This is a genomic window from Streptomyces sp. NPDC048671 (genome assembly GCF_055587045.1).
Genome location: NZ_JBVJHB010000022.1, coordinates 49,950 through 76,421 on the forward strand (window position 1 = coordinate 49,950; position 26,472 = coordinate 76,421).

Consider the following 26,472-nt stretch of genomic DNA (forward strand, 5'->3'; position numbering starts at 1 on the left):
CACTCTCCTCACGGGTCGGCCGTCAGCGCCGCGTGGACCGCCAGCACCTCGTCGAGAACGGCCCGGTCTCCCCCACCGATGGCGTCCACCAGGCGCTGGTGCACCTGCGCTCCCTCCAGGGTCGATGTGGACTCGGCCGCGGGGGTCACCCGGCGCAGCCGGCTCTCGACGAAGTCCAGGAGGGATACGTAGGTGTGGCGCAGGATCTCGTTCGGGGTGATGGCCGCGATGCGTTTGTGCAGCGACCAGTTGATGGCCAGATAGGCCGCCATGTCCGAGCCGGCCTCCGTCATCTGCCGCACCAGGGCGTGCAGTTCTTCGAGGTCCGCGGGACTCCGGTGCCGCATGGCCTCAAGGGTGACCAGCGGTTCGAGGGCATGCCGCATGGCGAGGGCGTCGGAGACGGGTACCGAATCCCCGCTCAGTTCGAGCATCTTGCGGCCGAGGCGGACCAGGGCCGGCGGCGAGCTGACGAAGATGCCGCCCTTGGCACCGGGACGGACGGAGATGGTGCCCCGTGAGCTGAGCAGCCGCACCGCTTCGGTGAAGGTGGCCGCCGCCACGTTGAACTCCTGCCGCAGGGTGTCCTTCGTACCGAGGCGGTGGCCACTGGGCAGGCTCTGTGCCGAAATCCGCTCCTCGATGGCCTTGGCCACCGTTTCGGCCCGGGACGAGGTCCGGAGGAGCTCGATGACGTCGCCATCTGCGTTCATGGTCCATGCCCTTCGACTGCGGTGGATTCGATCGCGAGCGTAGCGAGACCGCCCCCGACGTCCGAGCGCCGGCTCCGCGCTCGGAGGTCGGGAACCGGTGGGCCTGCCCCGCCCACCGTAGCCCCGGCAAACCCGGGGGAGAGGCCGCGCAGCAGTGCCGCGGCGTTGCCGCCGAGGACCGCGTCCTCCTGCGACGCCTCCAGTCCCAGCGCACGAACCGTCGCCACGGGCTGCCGGTCCCTCAGGTCGAACGGCGCGTCCGTGCCGAGGAGAATGTGCTGCGCGGTCATGTCCTCCACCAGCCTCGCCAGCGTCTTGGTGTCGAACACCGCCGTGTCGTAGAACAGGCGCCGCAGGTACTCCGTCGGCACCCGCTCGGTGACCCGGGCCACCGGTTTGCGGTGCCAGCCGAGGTCGAGGCGGGGTGCGACGCCCGGCACGCAGCCGCCGCCGTGCGTCAGGCAGAGCACCAGGTCGTGCCGGTCCAGGACGCCGCCGAAGATCAGCCGCGATACGGCCAGTGCGGTCTCCATCGGGTATCCCAGGAGCTGCACCAGGTGGTAGTCGGCCAGCCGGTCGCGCGAGGACACCCGGCTCGGGTGCAGGAGGGTGAAGCACCTGCGCTCGGCGAGCGCCGACCACAGGTCCTCGTTGACCGGGTCGTCCAGCTCCCGGCCCGCCCCGTAGCTGCCCACGGTCGCGCCCGCGAAGCCCAGTTCGTCCATGCATCGGGCCAGCTCCTCGGCCGCGTCGGGCAGTCCGACGGGGACCGTGGCCAGGCCCACCAGGCGGCCGGACGACGCCGCGACGAACTCCGCGAGGGCGTCGTTCGCCCGGCGGGTGACGTCCATGACGAGCGAGGCGTCCGGTGACTCGGAGGCGAAGACGAACGGCGGTGCCGCGACCGCCTGGTGGGTCACACCCATGCTCTCCAGTGACGCCAGGCGCAGCTCCAGGTCGTACTGCTCGGGCGGGAACGGGATGGCGGCGCCGGGGGCCAGGCCGCACAGGTCGGGGTCGAGCCGGAGTACGTGGTCGGCCATGCCCGACAGGTCCGCGAGGCCGTGGCGTTCCAGCTGCCGCAGCAGAGGCATCGGCAGGGCGTGCGTGTGGATGTCGATCACGGGCCGGTCTCTCGCGGCCCGAGCGCCCATCAGCTGTTCACTCATCGCGCTCCGCCATGTACGTCTCGAACTCGTCGCCGAGCAGTGAGCGGATGAGTGCGGTCGCGGCGTCGGAGGTCCCGGCCTTCTCACCGTTGCCGTGCACGAGGCGGGCGAGCTGGGAGAGCAGGTAAGGGTGCAGGCCCAGCTCGTGCAGCGCACGGTAGTCGCGGGTGCTGATGGCCGTGCGCTCCTCGTCGGTGAGCGGGTAGTCGGCCAGCACTCGCTGCTCGTCGGACTCGAACCGCTTGCGCAGCTCGGTGTCCCATTTCAGGTCCTGCACCAGGTCGTTGGTCCGCAGCAGCGGATTGAATCGGTCGAGCGCCATGTCACTGGTCCTTCCGTCATCCGGTCGTCGGGGAGGGAGCCGGTCGTCGAGGTGGTGGCCGGTCGGCCACCGCGAGGGTCACAGGTGCCACTGCACCGCGCCGACGCCGCAACGCCACTGATCGACCGCGGCGTATCCCAGCGACGTACACGGCCGTGGTCCGACGGCTCCCATGACGACCATCCAGGACAGGAGTTCGGCGGTGCCTCCGGAGCCGACTTCCTCCATGCGCTCGAAGGTGGCCTGCGACAGAACCTGCTCGTGGTCGCCGGCCTCCAGAAGGTCGAGGAACCAGCGGTCGAACTTCTCGTCGATCTCCAGGTAGCGCGGCCCGCCCGGTTCGTGGCTGAGTCCGCCGGACCCCAGCAGGCCGACCCGCAGTCCGTCGGGCAGTTGGGTCCTGATGGCGTCGCCGAGCGTCTGGCCGAAGCTGTAGCAGGCGCGTTCGTCCGGGACCGGGGGGACGGTGCAGTTCTGCAGCACCGGCACGATCGCCACCCCGGCGGACTCCAGGCGCGCCATGTGGACCGGGACCGACAGGTTGTCGTCGAAGCGGAGGTTGTGCTCGACACCCCTGACGTTCAGTCCGGTGTCGCGTACGGCCTCGTGGAGAATCGCGGCGCTCTCGGGTGAGCCCGGCAGGTCGTAGTCGGCCATGCGCAGCCACGGCTTGAACCAGTCGTCGGGGCCGGTGTGCCGGGGGGCCTGGCCGAAGGTGAAGTCGGCGTAGTCGTTGAGCCGGGCGTTGGCCACGTGGTCGTTGCCGATGACGAGGAGTACGTCCGTGCGCGACTCGACCACGGCGTCGTGGATCGCGTCGTAAGCCTTGCGGACCGTTGCCTGGTCCGCCTCGGGGGCCTTGTCGAACCAGCCGGCCAGGCCAGGAGCGTGACTGGCGGCCATGGCCAAAGATATCTCTGCCATCATTCCTCCGGGATTCAGATACCGCCGTAGTTGGTTACGCCGGTTTCCTTCAGCTGCTTCAGCCTCGGTCGGCCTTGCCGGCGGCGGAGCCGTCGCCCGACGCGGTGTGGTACGTCTTCGCCCGCTGCACCTGCTCGTGGACGTGGGCCCGCAGTTCCCCGAAGCGGGGCGCGGAGCGGGTGGTTATCTGGTCCCGCTCGGCGGGCAGGTCGACCGTGATGTCCTCCATGACCACCGTGGGTGACGCGGACAGCACCAGGACGCGCTGCCCCAGGTACACCGCTTCGTCGATGTCGTGGGTGACGAACAGCAGCGTCATCCCCAGGCGCTGCCACAACGACCGTGTGAGGTCCTCCAGTTCGGCCCGGGTCTGCGCGTCCACGGCGGCGAACGGCTCGTCCATGAGCATCACGGCCGGCTCGTAGGCGACGGCCCGAGCGATGGCGACGCGCTGCTGCATGCCACCCGACAGCTGCCAGGGGTGGGCGTCGGCCACATCGGTCAGGCCGACCGCCTCCAGCGCCTGGGCCACCAGTTCGGCGCGGCGCCCCTTGGACAGCTTCTTCTGCTTCAGCGGCAGGTCGATGTTGCCCTGGACCGTCATCCACGGAAACAGGCTGCGGCCGTACTCCTGGAAGACCACGGCCATGCCCGGCGGCGGCTCCACCACCCGCTCGTCGCCGAGCCGCACCTCGCCGGAGGTGGGGGCAAGCAGGCCGGCTACACATTTCAGGAGCGTGGTCTTGCCCGCCCCGGAGGGGCCGACTATGCAGACCAGCTCTCCCCCGGCGAGACTGAAGGTGAGGTCGCGTACCGCCTCGACGCTCCGGCCGGAACCCTGGTAGATCTTCTGCACCCCCCGCACGTCGAGACGGGCTGGGCCCGCGCCCGTGGACAGGGCGGAGTCAACATGCGTCATGGTCATTTCTCTCCCCTTTGGGAACGCCGCAGGCCGTGGTACCAACCGAGAACTCGGGAGTCGAAGCGGTCGAAGAGCAGTGAGAGGGCGAACCCGAGCAGGCCGAGCAGGATGATCCCGCTCCACATGGCGGGGACCGCGAAGCTGCGCTGGAACTGGACGATGGTGAAGCCGAGTCCGTTCGAGCTGGCGAACATCTCGCTGATCACCATCAGGATGATCGAGATGGACAGGGCCTGCCGCATGCCCGCGACGATCTGCGGACTCGCCGCGGGCAGGACCAGGTGCCGCAGCCGGGCGAAGCCGGTGATGCCGTAGCACCGCGCGCTGTCCGACAGCACATTGTCGACGGCCCGTACGCCTTCCACCGTGTTGAGCAGGACCGGCCAGACGGCGCCCGAGATGATGACGAGGATCTTCATTCCGTCGCCGACACCGCTGAAGAGCATCAGGATCGGGATCAGCACCGTGGGCGGGATGGCCCGGAAGAACTCGAGGATCGGCTCGGTCAGGGCCCGCAGCCGGGGCAGGGAGCCCAGGAGCGTGCCGAGAACCACGCCCACGCAGACGGCGCCCGCGTAACCGGCGGCAAGGCGGGCCAGGCTCGGCAGCACATCACCGGTGACGCGTTCCCACCCCCAGGTGTCGGCGAACGCGGACAGGATCGTGCCGAGCGAGGGGTAGTAGAAGCTGGTGGTCCGGCCGCCGAGCACCGCCCATGAAGCCACCAGCACCGCCGGCAGTGCGAGCAGGTAGGCCGCCTTGCGGGTCCATACGCCGAGGACGCTCACGCCGTGCCCTCCTTCCGTACCGAGGTGTGCCAGGACAGCAAGGTCCGCTCCAGTACCCGGAAGACGATGTTGACGCAGAGTCCGAGCAGCCCGGTCACCGCGACCAGCGCGTAGGTCTCCGGTACGGCGTCGGCGGCCTGGGCCGAGGCGATCAGGCTGCCGAGCCCGGAACCGCCGATGATCAGTTCGGCGCTGACGGCCAGGATCAGGGCCACCGAGGCCGCAAGGCGCAAGCCGGTCATGAAGTACGGCAGCGTGGTGGGCCACAGCAGGTAGCGCAGGCGCGCCAGTGGCGACAGCCGGTAGGAGGCCGCGGTGTCCCGGGCCACCGGGTCGATGTCCCGTACACCGCTGAGCACTTGGAGGAGCACGGGCCAGAACGAGGCATACACGACAAGGAGCAGGGTGGAGCGCAGCCCGGTGCCGTAGACAAGGACCGCCAGCGGTACGAGTGCCACCGAAGGGATCGGCCGCAGGAACTCGATGGTCGAGGCCGTGGCCTTACGCAGCACCTCCACGCTGCCGAGCAGCAGCCCGAGGGCCGTCCCCGCCACGACGGCGATGGCCAGTCCGATCCCCCAGCCCTGCAAGGTGTCCGTCAGCGCCGTCCAGAAGGCGGAGCCCCCCGCTTCCCCCGCCAGGGCACGGGCCATGTCGCTGACCGGCGGCAGGTGGCGGTCACTCACCAGGCCGAGCCGGGGCAGCGCCTCCACCACACCGGCGAAGATCAGCACTCCGGCCACCCCGAGGACCGGGTCGGGTACGGGCCGGCGCCGCGGCCGGCCGCCGGGGTCCGGTGCCGGACGGACGTCGGAGGTCCGGCTCTTCGTCACGGACGCCGGACCGTCCGCGGTCCGTTCGTCCGCAGCAGATGCGGACGGCGTCGCCGGTCCGTCACCGCTGTGCGGCTGTAGTTTCACGTCGTCTCCCTCCTTGCAGGCATCAAGTGGCCCAGGTGCACGCCGAGTTCACGGGGCCGCGCTTTCCTCACTTCGCCAGGAGGCTGTCCAGCGCGTCGGCGTTCTTGATGAGCCCCGCGTCGACGGTGTACTGCGCCAGCGACTTCATCTCCGCCGCGTCCGTCGCCGGGTCCCATCCGGGCAGCGTCACCTTCTCGCTGACACCCGGCTTCAGCTTCAGGTAGGTCTTCAGGACGGCCCTCGCCTCGTCGGGGTGGTCCTCCGCGTAGGTCAGCGACTCCTGGAGCGCGGCCTTGAAGCGGGACACGACCTTGGGATTGGCGGCCGCGTACTGCTCGGAGGTGAACCAGCCGGCGAACGGGGACAGCTTCCCGAGGCTGGCGTAGCTGACCGGCAGTGCGCGAGCGCCGTCGGCCTTGGCCGTCGTGGTGAACGGCTCCCCGATCAGCGCTGCGGACACCTGCCCCTTCTCGATCGCCGTCTGCATGTTGGGAATCGGCACCTCGACCAGCTCGACGTCGCCGGCCTTGACGCCGTACTTCTCCAGGCCGGTGCGGACGGCGACTTCGCTGAGTCCCTTGAGTGTGTTGACCGCGACCTTCTTGCCCTTCAGGTCGCCGGCCTTCTTCACCTCTGGGTCACTGGTCAGCAACTGACCCGAGCCGTCTTCCGACACGTCGTCGGAGGCGCGGGCACCGACGGAGACCATCTTCACCGGCAGCTTCTCCGCACGGGCCACCAGCAGACTGACGATGTTCGAGTAGCCGAACTGGTAGCTGCCGCTCACCACCGCCGGAACGATGACGGCGCCACCCTGTGCGTCCTGCATGGTGATCTTCAGGTCTCGCTTGGAGAAGAAGCCCTTCTCGATGCCGAGCCGCACGGGTGCTACATCGATGACGGGCATCGTGCCGAGTTTGATCTCGGTGATGCCGGACTCGGAAGAGGCTGCTGCTCCCTCCTGGCTGCCACCGCACGCGGTGACCGCTGTCAGCCCCAGGACGACGCACGACGAGGCGATCATGAGCCGGTGTTTTCTCGCGATGAAGGACATACGACGCTCCATGCTCCAGAGATTCGGGAAAGATCAATCCGCCACGGCCAGGGCCGATGACAGCCGGGGGCGGCCGGAAGGCCGGGCCCGCGACACGTGCGGGGTGACGCGGAGGAACTCGGTTCGCGGTGCGCGTCCGCGAAAGCGGGAAGCCGTCGCGGCCGGGGAAGCCCGGTGCGCCCCGCGGCGGGCGTGGACCGCGCCTTGGACTACGGGTGGCCGGAGGTCACCGTCAGGCTGCCGAGGTGGGCGAACTCCACCGAGACCGTGCGTCCCGGCTCCACGAACACCGCGTCCGTGAGCCCACCGGTCAGCACCGTCCAGCCCGCTTCGACCGCGATCCCCCGCCGGGCCAGGCTGTTGGCGGCGAGCGCCAGCGCCTGGGCGGGATGCCCCTGCACGGCCGCCCCGGTGGCCGAGTGGATCAGCTCACCGTCCACGGAGACCGTGCACGCCTCGCCGACCAGGTCGAGCCCGTCGGGCGCGAAGCCTTCGGCGCTCACCGCGAACCGTGACGACGAGGCGTTGTCCGCCACGACGTCGGGCAGGGCGAAGCTGAAGTCCCGGTAGCGGCTGTCGATGATCTCGAACCCGGCGTGCACGCTCTCCACGGCGGCCAGCGCCTGCTCCCAGGTCACCCCGGGGCCCTCGAGGCGCCGGCCCATGACGAACACGATCTCGGGTTCGACGCGTGGGTGGATCATCTCGGCCACGGGCACCGCCTCCCCCGTCGCGAGCGTCATGGCGTCCGTGAGCCATCCGGTCAGCGGCGAATCGATGCCCATGCGCTGCTGCTTGGCCTGCGAGGTGAGCCCGAGCTTCACGCCGACGATGCTCTCCCCGGCCCGGCGCTTGCGGTCGATCAGCGCGTCCTGGACCCGGTAGGCGGTGGCCAGATCGAGCTCGGGCCACTGGTCGGTGATCCTCCCGCCGTCCTGCCGTTCCCGCTCGCGCCGGAGGAGTTCCTCGACGGCCCGGTCGATGGTCCAGTCAGTCATTGGCGTTCTTCTCCCTTGAGCGGGTTTGTGGTCTGCGTGCGGCGGCGGCGTCTGGGTGAGTCGGGTTCCTCGTCTGCGTGAGGCGTACGGCGCCGGGAAATCCAGGCGGGAAATCCAGGCGGGATATCGGTACGCGGAGTCGCTACGAAGGGCAGTACGCGGGGTCATTGAGCGGGCCGGAGGCCGGGCCGGGTTATCCGGCCGTCACATCGCGTCCACGTGATTCGAACATCGGCAACCGGGTCATCTCGGTCGAAGTGACCGTGTTCCGATGGCTTGAAGTATGCACATCAGAACCACTGGAATCAATAGGTTGAATATAGTCGGTTGGTGGTCTTCACTCGAGAGATGCGTACTTCCCGCGTGATCCGCTCGCACCGTCCCCGCGTGCCGCAGGACCCCTTCACCGGCCCGACCCGACGCGGCCTCACCCCTCACACACCCCACCTGAGCAAGGCATTCACCGGACTCGGCCGCAGGTCGAGGGCAACGGCGCAGCGGCGCCGATCACATACGAAGGGGCTTGACCATGACGCCCCGCGTTACTGACACTCCTCGCAGCGAACAGACGCCGCACCCGCACGATCAAGCCACAGGGCACGGACTGCCGGGCGGTCGCCCGGCCCGAGAGCGGAGGACACCCATGCACGGTGCCGACAGTTCGTACACGGACGGAACTCACGAGGACAGGCCGCGCGAGGACGGGCCTCACGAGGACGTCGACAGCGACGTCTTCCGCGACACCATCGCGGAGATGACCTGGCAGGAGGTGGAACGGGCCGCGGACGACGGCGCGGTCCTGCTGTGGGCCTTCGGCGTGATCGAACAGCACGGTCCGCATCTGCCGGCCGGCACCGACGTGTACCTCCCGTCGGCCCAACTTCGCGGTGTGCGCCGGGAACTGGCCCGACGCGGGGTGCCGGCCCTCATCATGCCCCCGTACTACTGGGGAGTTAACGTCGTCTCCGGGTCCTTCCCCGCCTCCTACAATGTGCGCCCCGAGGTGATGAAGGCCCTGATGGCCGACGTGCTGACCGGGATCGGCAAGGACGGCTTCCGCCACGTCTTCTGCTTCAGCGGCCACGGCGACGCGCTGAACAACCGGACCGTCCACGAGGGCATCAGGCTGGGCAGCCAACTGACCGGCCTGGACATCAGCTTCGTCATCGACCGCGGGCTCGCCGAGCGGCTCGGACTCGATCCCGACGATCCGCATGTGTCCCCCACCGGCGCGGCACTGGCGCAGTCGGACACGTCGGCGACGCCCGCCCACATCGACGTGCACGCCGGCGACTGGGAGACGTCGCAGATGCTGGTCGCCCAGCCCTCCCTCGTCAGGAACGACGTGCGGGCCGGACTCAAGAGCACCGAGTACGGCCCCGAGGATCTCGCCGTCTGGCGCAAGGGGTACGGACATGCCCGCGTAAAGACCCCACTCGGCTACTTCGGCGACCCCGCGGCGGCCGATGCCGCCAACGGACGGCGCCTGTTGGAGCAGCAGGTGACGAACGCGGCGGACGCCATCCAGGAGCGGCTGCGCCTGATGGGACGGGCGTAGGGTCTGTCCGGTGCCGGGGCGGCTGCCGACCGACAGCCGGCGAGCCGTCCCCGGGATGCTCGCCCGGGACAACGAAGCAGGCATCGGCAGAGGCAAGCTGACTGAACCGCCCCGGGACCAGTTCGGCCTGCCGGCCGGGCTGCGCGTCCTCGTGCGACCCACCCCGGAACACTTCCTCCGCGACCGACCGCACCGAAGGCGGCGGAAGCCCGCGCAACGCCCCCGGCGCCGGTCCCTGGCCAGGGGCGTTGCCGCATCCCCGCTCCGCACAGGCCCCTTCGGGCGCTCCGGCTCAGACGGCGGTGCGGACCGCCATGTCCAGCGCGATGTCAGTGATCATGTCCTCCTGGCCGCCGACCATGCCGCGCCGCCCCACCTCCACCAGGATGGCCCGCGTGTCGACACCGTAACGGCGAGACGCGGCCTCCGCGTGGCGCAGGAAGCTGGAGTAGACGCCGGCGTAGCCGAGGGTGAGCGTCTCGCGGTCGACCCGCACCTCACGGTCCTGGAGCGGGCGTACGACGTCGTCGGCGGCGTCCATCAGGGGGAAGAGGTCGCAGCCGTGCCGCCAGCCCATCAGGTCGGCGACGGCGACGAACGCCTCCAGCGGGCAGTTGCCCGCTCCGGCGCCCTGTCCGGCGAGGGACGCGTCGACGCGGGTGACGCCGTTCTCCACGGCGACGACCGAGTTCGCGACACCGAGGCCGAGGTTGTGGTGAGCGTGGATGCCGATGCCGGTCGACGGGTCCAGGACGTCGCGGTAGGCCCGGACACGGTCGCGGACGCCGTCCATGGTCAGGCGCCCTCCGGAGTCGGTGACGTACACGCACCGCGCGCCGTAGGACTCCATGAGCTTGGCCTGCTCGGCCAGGCGGGCGGGCTCGGCCATGTGGGACATCATGAGAAAGCCGGCCACGTCCATGCCCAGGTCGCGGGCGGCGGCGATGTGCTGGGCGGAGATGTCGGCCTCGGTGCAGTGGGTTGCCACCCGGACCGAGCGGATACCGAGGCTGTGGGCCTGGCGCAGGTCGTGCAGGGTACCGATACCGGGCAGCAGCAAGGTGGTGGGAACCGCCTGGGTCACGGCGCCGCAGACGGCCTCGATCCACTCCCAGTCGGTGTGGGCGCCGACGCCGTAGGTGATGCTGGAGCCCGACAGGCCGTCGCCGTGGGCGATCTCGATCGCGGCCACCCCGGCGGCATCGAGGGCGCCGGCGATGGTGCGGGCCTGGTCGACGGTGTAGCGGTGGCGGACAGCGTGCATGCCGTCTCGCAGGGTCACGTCCTGGACGTAGAGCGAAGTCATCGGGACAGCACCTCCGTGGCGGAGCGGGCAGCCATGCGCTCGGCGGTGCGCAGGGCGGCCGAGGTCATGATGTCGAGGTTGCCGGCGTAGGCGGGCAGGTAGTGGGCGGCGCCCTCCACCTCCAGGAAGACGGACACCTTCGCGGCGTCGCCGGCACGGGAGGCCGCAGGCAGCAGGGAGCGCAGCGGGTCGTCGGCGTCCACGCGGTCGAACTGGACTTTCTGCTTGAGGCGGTAGCCGGGGACGTAGGCCTGCACGCGGGCGACCATCTCCTCCACCGAGGCGGTCACCGCGGCGTCGTCGCAGTCGCCGACCAGGCAGTGCACGGTGTCCCGCATGATCAGCGGCGGTTCGGCGGGGTTGAGGACGATGATCGCCTTCCCGCGGGCGGCGCCGCCGACCTTCTCGATGGCCGCGGAGGTGGTCTCGGTGAACTCGTCGATGTTCGCGCGGGTGCCGGGACCCGCCGAGCGGGAGGAGATGGAGGCGACGATCTCGCCGTAGTGGACAGGGGTCACGGAGGCGACGGCGGCCACGATCGGGATGGTGGCCTGGCCGCCACAGGTGACCATGTTGACGTTGGGCGCGTCCAGGTGGGCGTCGCCGTTGACCGACGGCACCACGTAGGGGCCCAGGGCGGCGGGGGTGAGGTCGACGACGGTGCGTCCGAGACCGCGCAGCACCTCGTCGTGGCGCCGGTGGGCGCCGGCCGAGGTGGCGTCGAAGACGATCGACACCTCCGCGAACTCGTCCAGTTCCACCAGCCCGTCGACACCCTTGTGCGTGGTGGCGACCTTCAGGCGGCGGGCCCTGGCCAGGCCGTCGGAGTCGGGGTCGATGCCCACCATGGCGGCGATTTCCAAGGACTCGGAGAGTCGCAGCACCTTGATCATCAAGTCTGTGCCGATGTTGCCCGATCCGATGACGGCGACCTTGTTGATCATGCTCCTGCTCCTTGTGCCGTGGAGGGTGCGAACGCGGCACTGACCGTGCCGAGCCCTTCGACGCGGGCGGTGAACTCGTCGCCCTCGGTGGCGACGGCCATGGGGCCCAGAGCGCCGGTCAGGACGATGTCGCCGGCCTTCAGCGGATCCCCCAGGCCGGCCAGAGTCGAAGCGAGCCAGAGGGCGGCGGTAAGCGGGCTGCCCAGGCAGTCGGCACCGGTGCCCTCGGAGACGGTCTCGCCGTTCTTGGTGAGCGTCATCGCCACGGCGCGCAGGTCGACCCGGTCGAGCGGTACGGGGGTGCCGCCGAGGACGAACAGGCCGCAGGAGGCGTTGTCCGCGACGGTGTCGACGATGGTGATGTCCCAGCCGGCGATCCGGCTGTCGACGATCTCCAGCGCGGGCAGGGCGAAGGCCGTGGCCCGCAGCAGGTCCGCGACCGTCGGGTCCGAGTGCGGCAGGTCCGCGCCGAGAACCAGCGCGACCTCCACCTCGACCTTCGGCTGCATGAGACGGCCCGGTGCGATCGGTTGCCCCTGCGGCACCGCCATGTCGGCGAACAGGGCCCCGAAGTCCGGCTGGCCAACACCGAGCTGCCGCTGCACGGCGGGCGAGGTCAGGCCGATCTTCCGGCCCACCAGCCGCCGGCCTTCGGCGACCGCCCGCTCGACGTACAGGCGCTGCACGGCGTACGCGGCCTCGACGTCCTGCTCGGGCAGCAGCGAGCGGACCGGCGGACAAGGCGTTCCCGTGCGGGCGGCCTCGGCCAGGACGGCCGCCGCCTCGGTCACGGCACCTGCGTACTCGTAAGGACTCATGCCGGCCTCCGGGACATCACGGCAGGACGGTGCGGGACAGACATGCGGGTTACCTCCGGAACGGAGCGACTGGTGCGGTGCAAGGCGGCGACGGGCTTCGCGCCGATACAGAACAGATATAGAAGCGGCGACCGGAAACAGGCAAGATCTGTTCCATGACACGGAACAGTGCACTGGGCAACATGCTCGACAAGGCGAACTCCATCCTCGATTGTTACCGACCCGACGGCGGGGCGTTCCGCCTGACGGAAATCTCCACGAAGACGGGTCTCCCCAAGGCGACCGCGTTCCGGCTCTGCGCCGACCTGGTGCGTCTGGGGCTCCTGGAACGCGAAGGCGACACCTACCGGCTCGGGGGCAAGCTCTTCGAACTCGGTTCGCTGGTGCCCCGCCGACACGACCTGCGTGAGACGGCGCTCCCCTTCCTGCAAGACCTCTTCGAAGCCACCCACGAGACCGTGCACCTCGGAATCCGGGAGGGCCACGACGTGGTGTACGTCGAACGGATCCACGGCCACCAGGCGGTGACGCTTCCCTCCCGGATCGGCGGCCGGCTCCCGCTGACGTGCACGGGCGTCGGCAAAGCCCTGCTGGCCTTCTCCGGCACGGACCTGGCCGAAGAGATCCTGGCGGAGCCGCTGCCTCGGCTGACCCCGCACTCGATCACCGACCCGGCACGACTACGCACCGCCATCGAGCAGATCCAGGTATCCGGCCTCGCCTACGAAGAACAGGAGGCGGCCCCCGGCATCAGCTGCATCGCCTCGCCCGTCTTCGACGGACCGACAGCCGTGGCCGCCCTGTCAGTCGCCGTACCCCGAGACCGGTTCCGGCCCGCACAACTGGCTCCCGCAGTCCGCACAGCGGCACTCAGTCTGTCCCGCGTGCTGCGTGCAAGCACGCACGCGGGACGCTACTCCCGACCGTGACATGACGGGCCCTCGGCGACATCCGGCGCGTCATCATGTGTACCCCTCACGGTGGTCAAACGGGATTCGGGTTCCCGTCCGCGTCGATCCAGGGCAGCTCGACCACCTCCTCGATTACGCCGATGGTGCACTGCCCGTCGGCGAACCGGGCCTCCGCGAGCCGGGAGCTGGTGCATGTGTCGAGGACAGCCCCGATGAGCAGCACTCCCACGCTCGATCCGTACAGCCAGGCGAAGACCTCGGACCGGTCGGTGCCGGCGATCCAGAACCGGATGGCGAGCCCGATGCCGACAGGGACCGCCGCAACGAACTCCACGGCACCGATCAACAGGATCCGCTGGGGACGTCCTCCCACTGCGACCACCGGCGGATCCGTGTCCGGGTCTCGCAGGTCTTCGCTCGACTCGTCCACTCCTCGGTCTGCCCACCGGTCATGACGCCGCCGCCTTCCGCGCGCGGCGATCGTTGGCGAACCGGCGCAGCAGCAGGTCCGATCCCGGTCCCGGTTCCTGATGCAGCACGTAGGTGCCGAGGTCGTATCCGGAACGGATGACGTCCTCGTGGGCTTCGGCGAGGATGACCCGGGTCCCGTGGTCGTTGTTCAGCTCGGCCGGGTCCTCGAACGCGTACACGTCCCAGACCGAGCCGACCGCGAAGCGCGCAAGGCTTTCCGCGGCGACGATGTCGGCGATCGTCGTGTCGACCTGGACGCCGTCGATGTCGACACGGACTTCGAGGAGGTCGTAGGCGGGCGTGTCGCTGTCGGAATCGGGATCCACGTCGAAGTGGACGTGCCCGGTGACGGTGGCCTGCCGTGGAGTCCGGTCGAGCGCGGGGAGCGTCTTGCGGTAGCCCCTCGTCCCGATCATCGGTGCGGCGAAGCAGCAGGCGAGGCAGCAGACGATCCACCGCTCCGGCCACGAGGCCGCCGGCTCCCGGACGAACCCGAAGGCCAGCCAGGCGACCAGCCCGGCGACCACGATCCACATGGTCCCGAACATCCGGGCCTCGGAACGCAGGCGGTCCTTGGGCTGCGGGTGCACGGGCACACGCCCACCGCTGATGCCCGGCTCATGACCGGTCGGATGCTCGTCGCTCATGTCGTGAGCCTCCATCTCCCCGTCATCGCGCAGGAGTCTGCTGGTCCGTCATGACCAGGCTCCGCAGCGAGATGATCCTCGGCCAGCTCAATCCGCGCTCCTTCCCGCTGCCTTCCGGTAGAGCTTGCGGCCGATCTTCCGCAGCTTCTCCTCCAGCGGCACCGTAGTCACGCGCATCGCCCCTTCGGCCTGGCCCGCTGCGTGTACCGGGAGCCCGGCCACCGCACCGGCCGCGTCTACTGCTCCATCCCACCGAGCGGGAGACCGAGTACACGGCCCGCGGCCCTCTTCCTCGGACGCCACGTCGAGGACGCTCAGCAGGGCCGGCCCCACAGCGGTGCGGCCTGACACCTCCGGCGAACACCCGGCGTGGCCGCCGTAGTGCCGCGGCGGGCCCGAATGCCGATCTGGCCATGTCAGCCTTCGGCCACGCCCCGTCCGGGATCTTCTCGTCGGCCGTGCGAGGGGGGCTGGCTCGTACGGCCGCATCGCATCGAGGTCATGCCCCGCAGCGTACGCCCGCCCGGGTCTTTCAACGAGCGGTGCAACTCGGGTTGTTGAGGGTTACTGTCGTGCTGCGGAGAGTCGGCCGCCGAAGGTGATGGGCCTTGACTCCTGGTCTGACGACATCGACGACATCACTGATCATGTGTCGCTTGCCGCCCGGCTCACCGAGCCCCCTGAGCCGGGCGTCAGCCACGTCAGCGACGTGGTGGAGTTCAGACGTTGAAGCGGAACTCCACCACGTCCCCGTCCTGCATGACGTAGTCCTTGCCCTCCATGCGGGCCTTGCCCTTGGCGCGGGCCTCGGCGACCGAGCCCGTTTCGACCAGGTCGTCGAAGGAGATGATCTCCGCCTTGATGAAGCCCTTCTGGAAGTCGGTGTGGATCACACCGGCCGCCTCGGGGGCTGTGGCGCCCTTCTTGATCGTCCAGGCGCGGGCTTCCTTCGGGCCTGCCGTGAGGTAGGTCTGAAGGCCCAGGGTGGCGAAGCCGACGCGGCCGAGGGTGGCGAGGCCGGGCTCTTCCTGGCCCATGGACTGGAGGAGTTCCAGGGCCTCGTCGTCGTCGAGCTCGATCAGCTCGGACTCGATCTTGGCGTTGAGGAAGATCGCCTCGGCGGGGGCCACCAGGGCGCGCTGCTCGTTCTTGAAGTCCTCGTCGACCAGCTCGTCCTCGTCGACGTTGAAGACGTAGAGGAAGGGCTTGGTGGTGAGCAGGTGCAGCTCGTGGAGGAGGCGGCCCTTCTCGGTGCCGGCCGTGATGCCCGCGTGGAAGAGGGTGTCGCCCGCTTCGAGGATCTTCTGGGCCTCCTCGACGGCGGCCAGGACCGCGACCTTCTCCTTCTGGAGGCGGGCCTCCTTCGTGAGGCGCGGGACGGCCTTCTCGACGGACTGGAGGTCGGCGAGGATCAGCTCGGTGTTGATCGTCTCGATGTCGTCCTTGGGCGAGACCTTGCCGTCCACGTGGACGACGTTCTCGTCCTTGAAGGCGCGGATGACCTGGCAGATCGCGTCCGACTCACGGATGTTCGCGAGGAACTTGTTGCCCAGCCCCTCGCCCTCGCTCGCGCCGCGCACGATGCCCGCGATGTCGACGAAGTCGACCGTCGCCGGGAGCAGCTTCTGGGAGCTGAAGATCTTCGCGAGCGTGTTCAGGCGTGCGTCGGGGACGCCTACGACGCCGACGTTCGGCTCGATCGTGGCGAACGGGTAGTTGGCCGCCAGCACGTCGTTCTTGGTCAGGGCGTTGAACAGGGTCGACTTGCCGACATTCGGCAGGCCGACGATTCCGATCGTGAGCGACACGTTGGCGACTTCCTGAGGGGTGGGCGGGCTCGCAATGAGGTCCGGCCCCGGTGGGCCGATTCTCCAGTTTACGGGCGGGGGCGAGCGCGTAACCACGGGTCCCGCCGGGTGCCGATCCGGTTCCCGTTGGGCCGTGTGGCATCGAACTCATCGCCAAGGTCGGCCAAAGCGCGTGTCCCGCACCTGATTCCTGCCGTTCGGCGACCTACGTTGTCCCGGTGGAGCAGCACAGGACACGTCCCCCGCAGCGCAGCCAGACTCAGCAGGCCCCGCTGTCCCCGCTGGGGACCAAGGGAGCCAAGGGAACAGTCGGCGAAGGCGCCGCCGTCTATCGGGTGATGAGCACGCCCGCAGGCCGGGCCCGGCCGGTGGCGCCTGCCGTGCTCGCCCTGCGGCGACTGCCGAATCCCCGGCTGACCGGTATCGGCGCCGGGCTCTTCGCGGCCGCCGCCATGTTCGTGCTGGCCTGTGCGGACTGGCTGCTGTTCGATGCCTCGGCCGTCGTGTTCGGTGTGCTGTTCCTGCCGGTCAGCGCGCTGACCGCGTTCTGGGTGCGGCCCGCGGACCTGGTGACCGCGCCGATCAGTGTGCCGATCGCGTTCGCCGTCGGCATCGTCCCGATCTCGGGCGGCACGGGCGGCTTCGGCGGGCAGACGATGGCCGTCGTCACCGCGCTCGCCCTCCACGCCGGCTGGCTGTACGGCGGCACGCTCGTCGCCGGGCTCATCGCGACCGTACGGAAGGTCCGGCTGATGCGGGCGCGGCAGCGGCGGATGCTGCTGGCCGCACAGACCTCACGGGCGGCGGCCGGGCAGCCGCAGTCCCCCCGGCCCGCGGGACAGGCACCCCGGCCCGCCGGACAAGCGCCCCGACGTCGGCAGCGCTGACCGGCCGGAGACCGGCCCCGGTCGCCGGGAACGGCCAAAGGGGCCTGCGGCCGAAGGGGCCTGCGGCCGAAGGGGCCTGCCGTCAAAGAGGGCTGCGATCAAGGGGGTCTGCGGTCAAAGGGGTATGCGGTCAGTTGCTCGCTGCCGCCATGGCCGCGCCCACGATGCCCGCGTTGTTCTGCAGCTCCGCGGGCACCATCTCGGACCGTACGTGCTCGATCAGCGGCAGGAACTTGTCGGCCTTGCGGCTGACACCGCCGCCGATGATGAACAGCTCGGGCGAGAACAGCATCTCCACGTGGACCAGGTACTTCTGCACCCGGTGCGCCCAGTGGTGCCAGCTCAGGTCCTCGTCCTCCTTGGCCTTGGTCGACGCGTGCTTCTCCGCGTCGTGACCGTTCAGCTCCAGATGGCCGAGTTCGGTGTTGGGGACGAGCTTGCCGTCGATGAAGAGCGCGCTGCCGATGCCCGTACCGAGTGTCAGCACGATGACCGTGCCCTTGCGGCCGCGCCCCGCGCCGAAGGACATCTCCGCGATGCCGGCCGCGTCCGCGTCGTTCAGCAGGGTGACCGGCAGGCCCAGCTTGTCGCTGAGCAGCGTACGGGCTTCCAGGTCGACCCAGCCCTTGTCGACATTGGCCGCGGAACGGGTGCAGCCGCTGGTGACCACGCCCGGGAACGTGATGCCCACGGGGCCCGACCAGTCGAAATGCCCGACCACCTCGGCCACGCACCCGGCCACGTCCTCGGGTGTGGCCGGATGCGGTGTGAGTACCTTGTGGCGCTCCTGCGCCAGGTCCCCGCGGTCCAGGTCCACGGGGGCACCCTTGATCCCGGATCCGCCGATGTCCACGCCGAAGATCTCCATGCGATCCACGGTACGGGCAAGCGGCCCGGCTCACTTCCCGGAGCGGAAACCAGAACGGGGTTCCGAGCGCGGACCCGGTGCCGTCATTCGGCGGACAGTGCCGCCGCCTCCGCGCGCAGGTCCCGGCGGAGCTCCTTGGGCAGCGAGAAGATGATGGACTCCTCGGCCGCCTTCACGATCTCCACGTCCTCGAAACCCCGCTCGGACAGCCAGGCCAGGACACCGTCGACCAGCACCTCGGGAACGGACGCGCCGGAGGTGACACCGACCGTGGAGACGCCGTCCAGCCAGGACTCCTCGATCTCGTCGGCGAAGTCGACCAGATGGGCGTCGTTCGCACCCGCGCCGAGGGCGACCTCGACCAGGCGGACCGAGTTGGAGGAGTTCTTGGAGCCGACGACGATCACCAGATCGGCGTCCGAGCCCATCTGCTTCACCGCGATCTGACGGTTCTGCGTGGCATAGCAGATGTCGTCGCTGGGCGGCGAGACCAGGAGCGGGAACTTCTCCTTGAGCGCGCCGACGGTCTCCATCGTCTCGTCGACCGAGAGCGTGGTCTGGGAGAGCCAGACGACCCGGGACGGGTCGCGCACCTCGACGTTCGCGACGTCCTCGGGGCCGTCGACCAGCGTGATGTGCTCGGGGGCCTCGCCGGAGGTGCCGATGACCTCCTCGTGGCCCTCGTGGCCGATCAGGAGGATGTCGAAGTCGTCCTGCGCGAAGCGGACCGCTTCCTTGTGGACCTTGGTGACCAGGGGGCAGGTCGCGTCGATCGTGGCGAGCTTCCGTTCGGCCGCCTCGTCGTGCACGGCCGGCGCGACACCGTGAGCGGAGAACATCACGATCGATCCCTCGGGAACCTCCGCGGTCTCCTCGACGAAGATCGCGCCCTTCTTCTCCAGCGTCTGTACGACGTATTTGTTGTGAACGATCTCGTGGCGCACGTAGACCGGTGAGCCGTACTGCTCCAGAGCCTTCTCCACGGCGATCACGGCACGGTCCACGCCCGCGCAGTAGCCACGGGGAGCGGCGAGCAGGACGCGTCGGGGTGTCGTAGCAGTCATGCGTCCCATCGTAAGGCCGTACCGAACAGGCGCGGGGCCGGCAGGGTCGGGAGACTGATCACCACGCGAACAACGGAGGACTCATGGCCGGCAGTGACAGCGGCGGCGATCCCGGTGGCGATCTTGGCAGCGGTACGGTTTCCGGCAGCGGCCCGGGGTCCGGCAGCACGGCCGGCCGGGCGGGACTGCGGCGGACGCTGGGCTTCCGGGACCTGGTGGTCTACGGGCTGCTGTTCATCGCCCCGATGGCCCCGGTCGGCGTCTTCGGCACGCTCGACGCGAAATCGCACGGAGCGGTGGCGCTGGTCTACATCGTGGCGACCGTGGTGATGGCGTTCACCGCCTTCAGTTACGCCCAGATGGTGCGGGTCGCCCCCCTGGCGGGTTCGGTCTTCGCGTACGCGCGCAAAGGGCTCGGGGAGGGGCCGGGGTTCATCGCCGGCTGGATGGCGATGCTGGACTATCTGCTGATCCCGGCGGTCGCCTATCTCTTCTCGGGGATCGCGATGAACTCGCTGGTGCCCGAGGTGTCGCGGTGGGTGTGGACCGCGCTGGCGGTGGTCCTCACGACGCTGCTGAACCTCTGGGGCGTACGGGCGGCGGCCCGGGTCGGCTTCGCGGTGCTCGCCATGGAGATCGTGGTGCTGCTGGTGTTCCTGGTGTCCGCTGTGGTGGTGCTCGTGCAGGACGGGGCGCAGCGCGGCTGGCTGACCCCGCTCAACGGCGACGCGGGCTTCTCCGCGGCGGCGGTGCTGGGCGCGGTGTCCGTGGCCGTGCTGTCCTACCTGGGCTTCGACGCCATCGCCACGTTCGCGGAGGAGGTGACGGGCGGCTCGGCGAAGGTGGCGCGGGCGCTGCTGTTCTGCCTGGTGCTGGCGGGGTTCCTGTTCGTGGCGCAGGCCTACCTGGCGGCCCTGCTGGAGCCGATGACGTCGGCGGAGCTGGCCGCCGATCCGGCCGCTCAGGGCTCGGCCTTCTACGACACGGTGGACTCCGCGGTCGGGTCCTGGCTGCACGACCTGGTGGCGGCCAGCAAGGCGATCGGAGCGGCCTTCGCGGCGCTGGCCGGGCAGGCGGCCGCGGGCCGGCTGCTGTTCGCCATGGCCCGGGAGCGGCGGCTGCCCGCGCTGCTGTCCAAGGTCGATCCGCGCTCGGGGGTGCCACGGATCGCGATCCTGATCGCGGCGGTCGTGACGCTGGTGGCAGCGGTCTGGGCGGCCCGGCGCGACGACGGCCTGGACCATCTGGTGTCGGTCGTGGACGTGGGCGCGCTGACCGCGTTCGTGCTGCTGCACGCCTCGGTGGTCGGCTGGTTCGTGGTGCGCCGGATGGAGGGGCCGCCGAGCTGGTGGCGGCACGTCCTGATCCCGGTGGTGGGCGCCGGCGTGCTGATCGCGGTGATCGTGGAGGCGACGTCGAGCGCACAGGTGGTGGGGGCGTGCTGGCTCGTGGTGGGGCTGGTGGTGCTGGCCGTGCAGCAGAGGCACCGGGCGGCGTGAGGTTACGGAGGGGCGGGGCCTCTCCACGGGGTCGCGGAGGAGGCCCGGCCGTTCCCGTGCGGAGCCGCCTCCTTGTCGGTCGTGGCGGATACGCTCGCCCGTATGGCTCTCCAAACATCCGCGGAAGCTCCGCTGCCCGTCGGTGACGTGTCACGGCTCATCGGCGGCTGGATCGACCGGCTCGGCGCCGTCTGGGTCGAGGGGCAGATCACCCAGCTGTCGCGGCGCCCGGGGGCCGGAGTGGTGTTCCTGACACTGCGCGACCCCTCGCACGACATCTCGGTGAGCGTGACGTGCTTCCGGCAGGTCTTCGACCGGATCGCGGACGTGGTCACGGAGGGGGCGCGGGTCGTCGTCCTCGCCAAACCCGAGTGGTACGCCCCACGGGGGCAGCTCTCGCTGCGCGCCACGGAGATACGGCCGGTCGGCATCGGTGAACTGCTGGTCCGGCTGGAGCTACTGAAGAAGTCGCTGGCCGGGGAGGGCCTCTTCGCCCTCGACCGCAAGAAGCCGCTGCCCTTCCTGCCGCAGCTGATCGGGCTCGTCTGCGGCCGGGCGTCGGCGGCCGAACGCGATGTCCTGGAGAACGCGCGGCGGCGGTGGCCCGCGGTCCGCTTCGAGGTCCGCAACACCGCGGTGCAGGGGGTGCACGCGGTGAACCAGGTGGTCCAGGCGGTGAAGGAGCTGGACGGGCTCCCGGAGGTCGACGTGATCGTCGTGGCGCGCGGCGGGGGCAGCGTGGAGGATCTGCTGCCGTTCTCGGACGAGCAGCTGATCCGTACGGTCGCGGCGTGCCGTACGCCGGTGGTCTCCGCGATCGGGCACGAGCCGGACTCCCCGCTCCTCGACCTGGTCGCGGACGTACGGGCCTCCACGCCGACGGACGCGGCGAAGAGGATCGTGCCCGATGTGGGCGAGGAGCTGGACCGGGTCCAGCAGTTGCGGGACCGGGCGCTGCGGACCGTACGGGGGCTGCTCGACCGGGAGGAACGGGGCCTGGCGCACGCGCTGGGCCGGCCCTCGATGGAGCATCCGCAGCGGATGGTGGACGAGCGCGCGGCGGAGGTCGACGCGCTGATCGGGCGCGGCCGGCGGGTGCTGGGGCATCTCCTGGACCGCGCGGACTCGGAGCTCGCCCACACCAGGGCCCGGGTGGTCGCGCTGTCGCCCGCGGCGACGCTGGAGCGCGGCTACGCGGTGCTCCAGCGGGCGGACGGGCACGTGGTGCGCGACCCCGCCGACGCGGGAGCGGCCGGGGACGCGCTGCGGGCCCGCGTCTCGGGCGGCGAGTTCGTGGTGCGGGTGGCCGAGTGACGGCGGCGGGTGACGGCGGCGGGTGACGGCGGCCTACGGCCGGTGACCGGGTGACGGTGACCGGGTGACGCGGGCCGGGTGACGCGGGCCGGCGACCAGCGACCGGCGACCGGCGACTGACAGAACTTCGGCGATATCGACGGACATGCTCTCGCAATAAGGTGGATCACATGACGGACGACGGGACGACGGCTGCGGCCACGGGCACGCTCGGATACGAGCAGGCGCGCGACGAGCTGATCGAGGTGGTGCGCCGGCTGGAGGCCGGTGGGACGAGCCTGGAGGAGTCCCTCGCGCTGTGGGAGCGGGGCGAGGAGCTGGCGAAGGTGTGCCGGCACTGGCTGGAGGGCGCGCGCGCCCGGCTGGACGCCGCGCTGGCGGGACCGGCCGCCCCCGGGGACGACGGCGCCGAGGACACGGCGGCCGACGCGGGCTGAGTCCGCGTGCCGAGCCCGGCCGGGCGGACCGAGCGGTTCGGCGCACTGGCCGGCCACCGGGTCGGCACGTGACCGATCCCGGAGCAGGTCGGCACGTGACCGATCCCGGAGCAGGTCGCGCTCACTGTGGAGTGGATCACTCCGCTCCAGTTTTAGTTGAAAGTTAACCTACCTCTCCCGTACGGTGATCGACGTTGTTCGATCCCCCGTGTACATCCGGAAGGTAATACGCAAGATGTCCCTCGTTCTTGACCCCGCCGCCCAGGACCTCCTCTTCCGTGAGGCCCGCACCGCCAACACCTTCACCGACGAGCCGGTGACCGAGGAGCAGGTCCAGGCGATCTACGACCTGGTCAAGTACGGTCCGACCGCGTTCAACCAGTCGCCGCTGCGCGTCGTCCTGGTCCGCTCGGACGACGCCCGCGCGCGCCTCGTCACGCACATGGCCGAGGGCAACCAGGCCAAGACCTCGACCGCGCCGCTGGTCGCGATCCTGGCCGCCGACAACGAGTTCCACGAGGAGCTCCCGGCGCTGCTGCCGCACTTCCCGCAGGCCAAGGACGCGTTCTTCTCCGAGCGCCCGGTCCGTGAGTCGACCGCCTCGCTGAACGCCGCGCTGCAGGCCGCCTACTTCATCATCGGCATCCGCGCCGCCGGCCTGGCCGCGGGCCCGATGACCGGCTTCGACGCCGCGGGCATCGAGAAGGAGTTCCTGGACGGCGACCACAGCCTGCTGATGGTCGTCAACATCGGCAAGCCGGGCGAGGACGCCTGGTTCCCGCGTCTGCCGCGCCTGGCCTACGACGAGGCCGTCAAGACCGTCTGAGCGCGCACCGGCCGGAGACCTCGCCGGAGTCCGCCCGGCCGAGGCCCACGCCGAGACACGCACCGCGACACACGGGAAAGGCCCTGGAGCACCTGCTCCAGGGCCTTTCCCGTGCCTGCGCGCGCTCCCTGCCCCCGGCCGGACGAGCCCGTCAGCCCGTCAGCCCGTCAGGAGGTCTTGAGCGCCGCCGCCATCTCCGCCAGCCGCTCCGTCGACGCGGAACCCGTGACGACCGTGGTCGCGCCCTTGTCCTCGCGCACGAGGGCGTCGTACTTCGGGCCCTCCCAGTGCTGCCAGGTCTCACCGGCGACCTGCTGCGTGCGCCCGGTCTTCTTCGCGTCCTGGCTGACCTCGGTGACGTACTTCTCCACGGGGGACGTGGACTGCTCCACCGCGACGTACTTGCCGTCCGGGTCGAGGAAGCCCAGGTGCCAGCTGTTGCCGTCCGCACGCCGGTAAGTGACGGAGGTCGGCTTCCACTCCTGCGCCAGACCGCTGGGCGCGGCCACCGGATACGGAGCCGCCCGTCGCGCGGTCAGGAGCTCGACCCGGTAGTCGACCGCCTTGACCGGATCGGCCTTGTCGTCGTGCGGGATGAAGATGTAGACGACGCCCGCCACGGCGACGATCACCACCAACGACAGGAACATGTCCCGCACTGTCTGCTTGCCTCGCTTGCTTGCCACGGGTCCATCGTCGCATCAGCCCCCACGGGAACGAATCGGGGGCGTCCGCTCATAAGTGGGCCGGTCTGCTCATTTTATCGACCTGACGATAGAGTCACATCACCCTCATCCGGTCGTCGTCGTACAGAAAGGTGCGCTCCGATGTCCGAGCATCATCTGCCGTCCCAACTGGAGGTCTCCCCGGAGGCCCCGGACCGCAACCTCGCCCTGGAGCTCGTCCGGGTCACCGAGGCCGCCGCCATGGCCGCCGGGCGCTGGGTCGGCCGCGGGGACAAGATCGGCGCCGACGGCGCCGCCGTGAAGGCCATGCGGACCCTCGTCTCCACCGTGTCGATGAACGGCATCGTCGTCATCGGTGAGGGCGAGAAGGACGAGGCCCCCATGCTGTTCAACGGCGAGCGGGTCGGTGACGGCACCGGCCCCGAGGTCGACATCGCCGTCGACCCGATCGACGGCACGACCCTGAACGCCAAGGGCATGCCGAACGCGATCGCCGTGCTGGCCGCCGCCGACCGGGGCGCGATGTTCGACCCGTCCGCGGTCTTCTACATGGACAAGCTGGTCACCGGCCCCGAGGCCGCCGACTTCGTGGACATCAACGCCCCCGTCTCGGTGAACATCCGCCGGGTCGCGAAGGCCAAGAACTCCACCCCCGAGGACGTCACCGTCGTCATCCTGGACCGCCCGCGCCACGAGGGCATCGTCAAGGAGATCCGGGAGACCGGCGCGCGGATCAAGTTCATCTCCGACGGAGATGTCGCGGGCTCGATCATGGCCGCTCGCGACGGCACCGGCGTCGACCTGCTCATGGGGATCGGCGGCACCCCGGAGGGCATCATCTCGGCCTGCGCCATAAAGTGCCTCGGCGGTGTCATCCAGGGCAAGCTCTGGCCGAAGGACGCGGCCGAGCGTCAGCGCGCGCTGGACGCCGGGCACGACCTGGACCGGGTGCTGTCCACGGACGACCTGGTCAGCGGCGACAACGTGTTCTTCGTGGCGACCGGCATCACGGACGGCGAGCTGATGCGCGGTGTGCGGTACCGCGCGGAGACGGCGACCACCGAGTCGATCGTGATGCGGTCCAAGTCCGGCACCATCCGGAAGATCGACTCGACCCACCGGCTGTCAAAGCTGCGTGCCTACAGTGCGATCGACTTCGACCGCGGGAAGTGACGTAGGCACGTTCATGTGAAGGGGCGCCCCCATGTGCGGTGGGGGCGCCTTTTCGCGCAGACGGACGCGGTCCGGCGGTCCGGCAATGCAGCGGTGTGTCCGTCAGCCGGCCGCGGCGATGCGGCCGGCCGCGCCTGAGGCCTTGAGCTCGGCCTCGCGCCGCCGGCGGCGGGCGAGTGCCACGCGGCGTTCGGCAGCCGTGAGGCCGCCCCACACCCCGTACGGCTCGGGTTGCACCAGGGCATGCTCCCGGCACTCGACCATGACCGGACAGCGCGCGCAGACCCGCTTCGCGGACTCCTCGCGCGAGAGCCGGGCAGCGGTCGGCTCCTTCGACGGGGCGAAGAACAGCCCGGCTTCGTCCCGGCGGCACACCGCCTCCGAATGCCAGGGGCCGGCCTGGTCCTCCCGAGCGGGGGTCCGCTGGGAAGGCACGGCGGCGACCTGCAGGGGCTGATGCGGCATGTGCAGCACGGTCCACTCCTGACGACGGCTTCGCGGGCGAGAAGACGATGCAGCACTCCCTACCCGCTGTGCGCGCGCCTATGCACTGAGTGGCACTCAGGTCCGGTCCGCGAAATTGCTGTCGAGCGTGATTTCGGCTGGAATCAGTTCCTTCCGCGCCCGGCTCTCCGTCAGTGACCGAGGTGTTTGCGCAGGCGGTCCTGGAGATCCGCAATGAACTTGCCGCGCTTGGGCTTTGCCTCGACGCTGCCGAAGACCGAATAACCGTTGACAACGACCACTGGCGCCTCTGGATCCCCGGATTCCAGAGTGACGACTTCGAAATTACCGAAGATGCCCGTTCCGCTGCCGCGCAGCGAGATGTTCTCGGGAACCCGGATCTCTACACTTCCGAAGATGGAGGTCGCGTTGATCACGGTGAGACGCTGTCCGAAAAGCGCCTCGGTCAGATCGATCTCCACACTGCCGAACAACGAGAACGCGTTCGTCCGGCCGCCGACCCGCCAGCGGCCCCTGCGGGTGGAGCTGCTGAAGACCGCGACCAGGTTGTCGGCCGGACCCGCCGCCGCCTCAGGGCCGTAGGCGTACGGCGCGCTGGAGGGCCTGGCACCCCCGCCCGGCGCGGGCAGGTCCCGTACCAGCGGCTCCAGTTCACCGACGGTCTTGGCGCGGTAGACCGCATCCACCCGCTCGCCGTGCTCCTCGGCGGTCAGCCGACCCTCGGCCATGGCTTCCCGCAGGATGTCCGCGATCCGGTCACGGTCGGCGTCGGAGGCACGGATGACGTCGGGTTCCGCCCGTGCGGTGGGCTGCTGGGGGTGCTTTTCGAGGTCCACCGACCCAGCTTACCCAAACGCGATAGATCGCGACTAGGGCCTGAGCGGTGACGGCGAGGCGAGCGGCGGAACGGGGCGAGGCGTGGAACGGGGCGGCCGGAGGCGGCGTCCGGGGCGACTCCCAGGGCGACTTCCGGGATCCCG

Annotated in this window: 28 protein-coding genes; 8 read left to right on the plus strand and 20 right to left on the minus strand. The window is 70.1% G+C overall.

Annotated features, from left to right (window positions below):
• Positions 1–8: 8 nt before the first annotated feature.
• From ACZ6S6_RS33905 to ACZ6S6_RS33945, 9 genes are all read right to left on the minus strand, one after another.
• A complete protein-coding gene (locus ACZ6S6_RS33905; protein ID WP_362955763.1) occupies positions 9–713 on the minus strand; it encodes a FadR/GntR family transcriptional regulator in 705 nt (234 codons plus the stop codon).
• Complete coding sequence (locus ACZ6S6_RS33910; RefSeq protein WP_362955766.1) at positions 710–1,882, minus strand: amidohydrolase family protein; 1,173 nt, start codon at positions 1,880–1,882, stop codon at positions 710–712. Before ACZ6S6_RS33910 ends, ACZ6S6_RS33905 begins: the two co-directional genes overlap by 4 nt.
• On the minus strand, positions 1,875–2,204 hold the full coding sequence (locus tag ACZ6S6_RS33915; RefSeq protein ID WP_018552330.1) for a hypothetical protein: 330 nt from the start codon (positions 2,202–2,204) through the stop codon (positions 1,875–1,877). The genes ACZ6S6_RS33910 and ACZ6S6_RS33915 overlap by 8 nt, the downstream gene beginning before the upstream one ends.
• Positions 2,205–2,282: 78 nt before the next feature.
• Positions 2,283–3,107: a DODA-type extradiol aromatic ring-opening family dioxygenase gene (locus ACZ6S6_RS33920; RefSeq protein WP_362955769.1), complete on the minus strand. Its 825-nt coding sequence runs from the start codon at positions 3,105–3,107 to the stop codon at positions 2,283–2,285.
• Positions 3,108–3,186: 79 nt separating this feature from the next.
• Positions 3,187–4,053, minus strand: coding sequence for an ABC transporter ATP-binding protein (locus tag ACZ6S6_RS33925; RefSeq protein WP_469708818.1), 867 nt, complete (start codon positions 4,051–4,053; stop codon positions 3,187–3,189).
• A complete protein-coding gene (locus ACZ6S6_RS33930; RefSeq protein ID WP_469708820.1) occupies positions 4,050–4,838 on the minus strand; it encodes an ABC transporter permease in 789 nt (262 codons plus the stop codon). The genes ACZ6S6_RS33925 and ACZ6S6_RS33930 overlap by 4 nt, the downstream gene beginning before the upstream one ends.
• Complete coding sequence (locus ACZ6S6_RS33935) at positions 4,835–5,671, minus strand: ABC transporter permease (protein ID WP_362956092.1); 837 nt, start codon at positions 5,669–5,671, stop codon at positions 4,835–4,837. Before ACZ6S6_RS33935 ends, ACZ6S6_RS33930 begins: the two co-directional genes overlap by 4 nt.
• A gap of 154 nt (positions 5,672–5,825) precedes the next feature.
• Positions 5,826–6,812 (minus strand): ABC transporter substrate-binding protein, encoded by a 987-nt coding sequence (locus ACZ6S6_RS33940; protein WP_469708821.1) that lies wholly within the window; start codon positions 6,810–6,812, stop codon positions 5,826–5,828.
• Between the two features lie 209 nt (positions 6,813–7,021).
• Entirely contained in the window at positions 7,022–7,810 is a 789-nt protein-coding gene (locus tag ACZ6S6_RS33945) for a 2-keto-4-pentenoate hydratase (RefSeq protein WP_362955780.1), read from the minus strand.
• Positions 7,811–8,453: 643 nt separating this feature from the next.
• Here ACZ6S6_RS33945 and ACZ6S6_RS33950 point away from each other — a divergent pair.
• Positions 8,454–9,368 (plus strand): creatininase family protein, encoded by a 915-nt coding sequence (locus ACZ6S6_RS33950; RefSeq protein WP_469708823.1) that lies wholly within the window; start codon positions 8,454–8,456, stop codon positions 9,366–9,368.
• A gap of 292 nt (positions 9,369–9,660) precedes the next feature.
• Here the strand turns inward: ACZ6S6_RS33950 and dmpG are convergent, their stop codons facing one another.
• The 3 genes from dmpG to mhpD are packed head-to-tail and all read right to left on the minus strand — an operon-like array spanning position 9,661 to position 12,436.
• Positions 9,661–10,674: a 4-hydroxy-2-oxovalerate aldolase gene (gene dmpG, locus ACZ6S6_RS33955; RefSeq protein ID WP_469708825.1), complete on the minus strand. Its 1,014-nt coding sequence runs from the start codon at positions 10,672–10,674 to the stop codon at positions 9,661–9,663.
• Positions 10,671–11,618, minus strand: a complete 948-nt coding sequence (locus tag ACZ6S6_RS33960; RefSeq protein WP_362955787.1) for an acetaldehyde dehydrogenase (acetylating) — start codon at positions 11,616–11,618, stop codon at positions 10,671–10,673. Before ACZ6S6_RS33960 ends, dmpG begins: the two co-directional genes overlap by 4 nt.
• Positions 11,615–12,436: a 2-keto-4-pentenoate hydratase gene (gene mhpD, locus ACZ6S6_RS33965; protein WP_469708827.1), complete on the minus strand. Its 822-nt coding sequence runs from the start codon at positions 12,434–12,436 to the stop codon at positions 11,615–11,617. The genes ACZ6S6_RS33960 and mhpD overlap by 4 nt, the downstream gene beginning before the upstream one ends.
• Before the next feature lie 182 nt (positions 12,437–12,618).
• Here mhpD and ACZ6S6_RS33970 point away from each other — a divergent pair, with 182 nt between their 5' ends.
• The gene (locus ACZ6S6_RS33970; RefSeq protein ID WP_362956094.1) at positions 12,619–13,365 is read left to right on the plus strand and encodes an IclR family transcriptional regulator; all 747 of its coding nucleotides are present in this window, start codon (positions 12,619–12,621) and stop codon (positions 13,363–13,365) included.
• A gap of 55 nt (positions 13,366–13,420) precedes the next feature.
• Here the strand turns inward: ACZ6S6_RS33970 and ACZ6S6_RS33975 are convergent, their stop codons facing one another.
• The 3 genes from ACZ6S6_RS33975 to ychF all read right to left on the minus strand — a co-directional run bounded on the left by ACZ6S6_RS33975 (position 13,421) and on the right by ychF (position 16,273).
• Positions 13,421–13,681: a hypothetical protein gene (locus ACZ6S6_RS33975; RefSeq protein WP_469708829.1), complete on the minus strand. Its 261-nt coding sequence runs from the start codon at positions 13,679–13,681 to the stop codon at positions 13,421–13,423.
• A 115-nt stretch (positions 13,682–13,796) separates the two neighbouring features.
• Complete coding sequence (locus ACZ6S6_RS33980) at positions 13,797–14,465, minus strand: hypothetical protein (RefSeq protein ID WP_469708830.1); 669 nt, start codon at positions 14,463–14,465, stop codon at positions 13,797–13,799.
• Between the two features lie 719 nt (positions 14,466–15,184).
• Positions 15,185–16,273 carry a redox-regulated ATPase YchF gene (gene ychF / locus ACZ6S6_RS33985; RefSeq protein WP_469708832.1) on the minus strand — a complete coding sequence of 363 codons (1,089 nt, stop codon included), beginning with the start codon at positions 16,271–16,273 and terminating at the stop codon, positions 15,185–15,187.
• Positions 16,274–16,611: 338 nt separating this feature from the next.
• On the opposite strand from ychF, the gene ACZ6S6_RS33990 reads away from it, so the two are divergent.
• Positions 16,612–17,160: a DUF6542 domain-containing protein gene (locus tag ACZ6S6_RS33990; protein ID WP_469708857.1), complete on the plus strand. Its 549-nt coding sequence runs from the start codon at positions 16,612–16,614 to the stop codon at positions 17,158–17,160.
• Positions 17,161–17,290: 130 nt separating this feature from the next.
• Here ACZ6S6_RS33990 and ppgK read toward each other — a convergent pair whose 3' ends face one another.
• Both ppgK and ACZ6S6_RS34000 read right to left on the minus strand, forming a co-directional pair.
• A complete protein-coding gene (ppgK, locus tag ACZ6S6_RS33995; protein WP_362955843.1) occupies positions 17,291–18,028 on the minus strand; it encodes a polyphosphate--glucose phosphotransferase in 738 nt (245 codons plus the stop codon).
• Positions 18,029–18,111: 83 nt separating this feature from the next.
• Positions 18,112–19,101: a 4-hydroxy-3-methylbut-2-enyl diphosphate reductase gene (locus ACZ6S6_RS34000; protein WP_469708833.1), complete on the minus strand. Its 990-nt coding sequence runs from the start codon at positions 19,099–19,101 to the stop codon at positions 18,112–18,114.
• Between the two features lie 74 nt (positions 19,102–19,175).
• On the opposite strand from ACZ6S6_RS34000, the gene ACZ6S6_RS34005 reads away from it, so the two are divergent.
• From ACZ6S6_RS34005 to ACZ6S6_RS34020, 4 genes are all read left to right on the plus strand, one after another.
• Positions 19,176–20,591, plus strand: a complete 1,416-nt coding sequence (locus ACZ6S6_RS34005; protein ID WP_469708835.1) for an APC family permease — start codon at positions 19,176–19,178, stop codon at positions 20,589–20,591.
• A 102-nt stretch (positions 20,592–20,693) separates the two neighbouring features.
• Positions 20,694–21,905 carry an exodeoxyribonuclease VII large subunit gene (xseA, locus tag ACZ6S6_RS34010; protein WP_362955852.1) on the plus strand — a complete coding sequence of 404 codons (1,212 nt, stop codon included), beginning with the start codon at positions 20,694–20,696 and terminating at the stop codon, positions 21,903–21,905.
• A 170-nt stretch (positions 21,906–22,075) separates the two neighbouring features.
• Complete coding sequence (locus ACZ6S6_RS34015) at positions 22,076–22,342, plus strand: exodeoxyribonuclease VII small subunit (protein WP_362955855.1); 267 nt, start codon at positions 22,076–22,078, stop codon at positions 22,340–22,342.
• Positions 22,343–22,577: 235 nt separating this feature from the next.
• The gene (locus tag ACZ6S6_RS34020) at positions 22,578–23,168 is read left to right on the plus strand and encodes a malonic semialdehyde reductase (RefSeq protein ID WP_362955858.1); all 591 of its coding nucleotides are present in this window, start codon (positions 22,578–22,580) and stop codon (positions 23,166–23,168) included.
• 167 nt (positions 23,169–23,335) lie between these two features.
• Here ACZ6S6_RS34020 and ACZ6S6_RS34025 read toward each other — a convergent pair whose 3' ends face one another.
• A complete protein-coding gene (locus ACZ6S6_RS34025; protein WP_362955860.1) occupies positions 23,336–23,854 on the minus strand; it encodes a DUF4245 domain-containing protein in 519 nt (172 codons plus the stop codon).
• Between the two features lie 141 nt (positions 23,855–23,995).
• On the opposite strand from ACZ6S6_RS34025, the gene glpX reads away from it, so the two are divergent.
• Positions 23,996–25,027: a class II fructose-bisphosphatase gene (gene glpX / locus ACZ6S6_RS34030; protein WP_362955863.1), complete on the plus strand. Its 1,032-nt coding sequence runs from the start codon at positions 23,996–23,998 to the stop codon at positions 25,025–25,027.
• A 102-nt stretch (positions 25,028–25,129) separates the two neighbouring features.
• Here the strand turns inward: glpX and ACZ6S6_RS34035 are convergent, their stop codons facing one another.
• A complete protein-coding gene (locus ACZ6S6_RS34035; RefSeq protein ID WP_362955866.1) occupies positions 25,130–25,501 on the minus strand; it encodes a WhiB family transcriptional regulator in 372 nt (123 codons plus the stop codon).
• 161 nt (positions 25,502–25,662) lie between these two features.
• Complete coding sequence (locus tag ACZ6S6_RS34040; RefSeq protein ID WP_362955869.1) at positions 25,663–26,328, minus strand: DUF1707 SHOCT-like domain-containing protein; 666 nt, start codon at positions 26,326–26,328, stop codon at positions 25,663–25,665.
• Positions 26,329–26,472: the final 144 nt, after the last annotated feature.

What these genes read in the sequence shown, in the direction of transcription:
- ACZ6S6_RS33915 (WP_018552330.1), bottom strand. Translation starts at nt 2,204, where the DNA reads ATGGCGCTCGACCGATTCAATCCGCTGCTGCGGACCAACGACCTGGTG.
- ACZ6S6_RS33920 (WP_362955769.1), bottom strand. Translation starts at nt 3,107, where the DNA reads ATGGCCGCCAGTCACGCTCCTGGCCTGGCCGGCTGGTTCGACAAGGCC.
- ACZ6S6_RS34015 (WP_362955855.1), top strand. Translation starts at nt 22,076, where the DNA reads ATGACGGACGACGGGACGACGGCTGCGGCCACGGGCACGCTCGGATAC.
- ACZ6S6_RS33990 (WP_469708857.1), top strand. Translation starts at nt 16,612, where the DNA reads ATGAGCACGCCCGCAGGCCGGGCCCGGCCGGTGGCGCCTGCCGTGCTC.
- xseA (WP_362955852.1), top strand. Translation starts at nt 20,694, where the DNA reads ATGGCTCTCCAAACATCCGCGGAAGCTCCGCTGCCCGTCGGTGACGTG.
- dmpG (WP_469708825.1), bottom strand. Translation starts at nt 10,674, where the DNA reads ATGACTTCGCTCTACGTCCAGGACGTGACCCTGCGAGACGGCATGCAC.
- ACZ6S6_RS33925 (WP_469708818.1), bottom strand. Translation starts at nt 4,053, where the DNA reads ATGACCATGACGCATGTTGACTCCGCCCTGTCCACGGGCGCGGGCCCA.
- ACZ6S6_RS33945 (WP_362955780.1), bottom strand. Translation starts at nt 7,810, where the DNA reads ATGACTGACTGGACCATCGACCGGGCCGTCGAGGAACTCCTCCGGCGC.
- glpX (WP_362955863.1), top strand. Translation starts at nt 23,996, where the DNA reads ATGTCCGAGCATCATCTGCCGTCCCAACTGGAGGTCTCCCCGGAGGCC.
- ACZ6S6_RS33970 (WP_362956094.1), top strand. Translation starts at nt 12,619, where the DNA reads ATGCTCGACAAGGCGAACTCCATCCTCGATTGTTACCGACCCGACGGC.
- ACZ6S6_RS33905 (WP_362955763.1), bottom strand. Translation starts at nt 713, where the DNA reads ATGAACGCAGATGGCGACGTCATCGAGCTCCTCCGGACCTCGTCCCGG.
- ACZ6S6_RS33950 (WP_469708823.1), top strand. Translation starts at nt 8,454, where the DNA reads ATGCACGGTGCCGACAGTTCGTACACGGACGGAACTCACGAGGACAGG.
- ACZ6S6_RS34020 (WP_362955858.1), top strand. Translation starts at nt 22,578, where the DNA reads ATGTCCCTCGTTCTTGACCCCGCCGCCCAGGACCTCCTCTTCCGTGAG.
- ACZ6S6_RS33910 (WP_362955766.1), bottom strand. Translation starts at nt 1,882, where the DNA reads ATGAGTGAACAGCTGATGGGCGCTCGGGCCGCGAGAGACCGGCCCGTG.
- ACZ6S6_RS34005 (WP_469708835.1), top strand. Translation starts at nt 19,176, where the DNA reads ATGGCCGGCAGTGACAGCGGCGGCGATCCCGGTGGCGATCTTGGCAGC.
- ACZ6S6_RS33980 (WP_469708830.1), bottom strand. Translation starts at nt 14,465, where the DNA reads ATGAGCGACGAGCATCCGACCGGTCATGAGCCGGGCATCAGCGGTGGG.
- ACZ6S6_RS34000 (WP_469708833.1), bottom strand. Translation starts at nt 19,101, where the DNA reads ATGGGACGCATGACTGCTACGACACCCCGACGCGTCCTGCTCGCCGCT.
- mhpD (WP_469708827.1), bottom strand. Translation starts at nt 12,436, where the DNA reads ATGAGTCCTTACGAGTACGCAGGTGCCGTGACCGAGGCGGCGGCCGTC.
- ACZ6S6_RS33940 (WP_469708821.1), bottom strand. Translation starts at nt 6,812, where the DNA reads ATGTCCTTCATCGCGAGAAAACACCGGCTCATGATCGCCTCGTCGTGC.
- ACZ6S6_RS33960 (WP_362955787.1), bottom strand. Translation starts at nt 11,618, where the DNA reads ATGATCAACAAGGTCGCCGTCATCGGATCGGGCAACATCGGCACAGAC.
- ppgK (WP_362955843.1), bottom strand. Translation starts at nt 18,028, where the DNA reads ATGGAGATCTTCGGCGTGGACATCGGCGGATCCGGGATCAAGGGTGCC.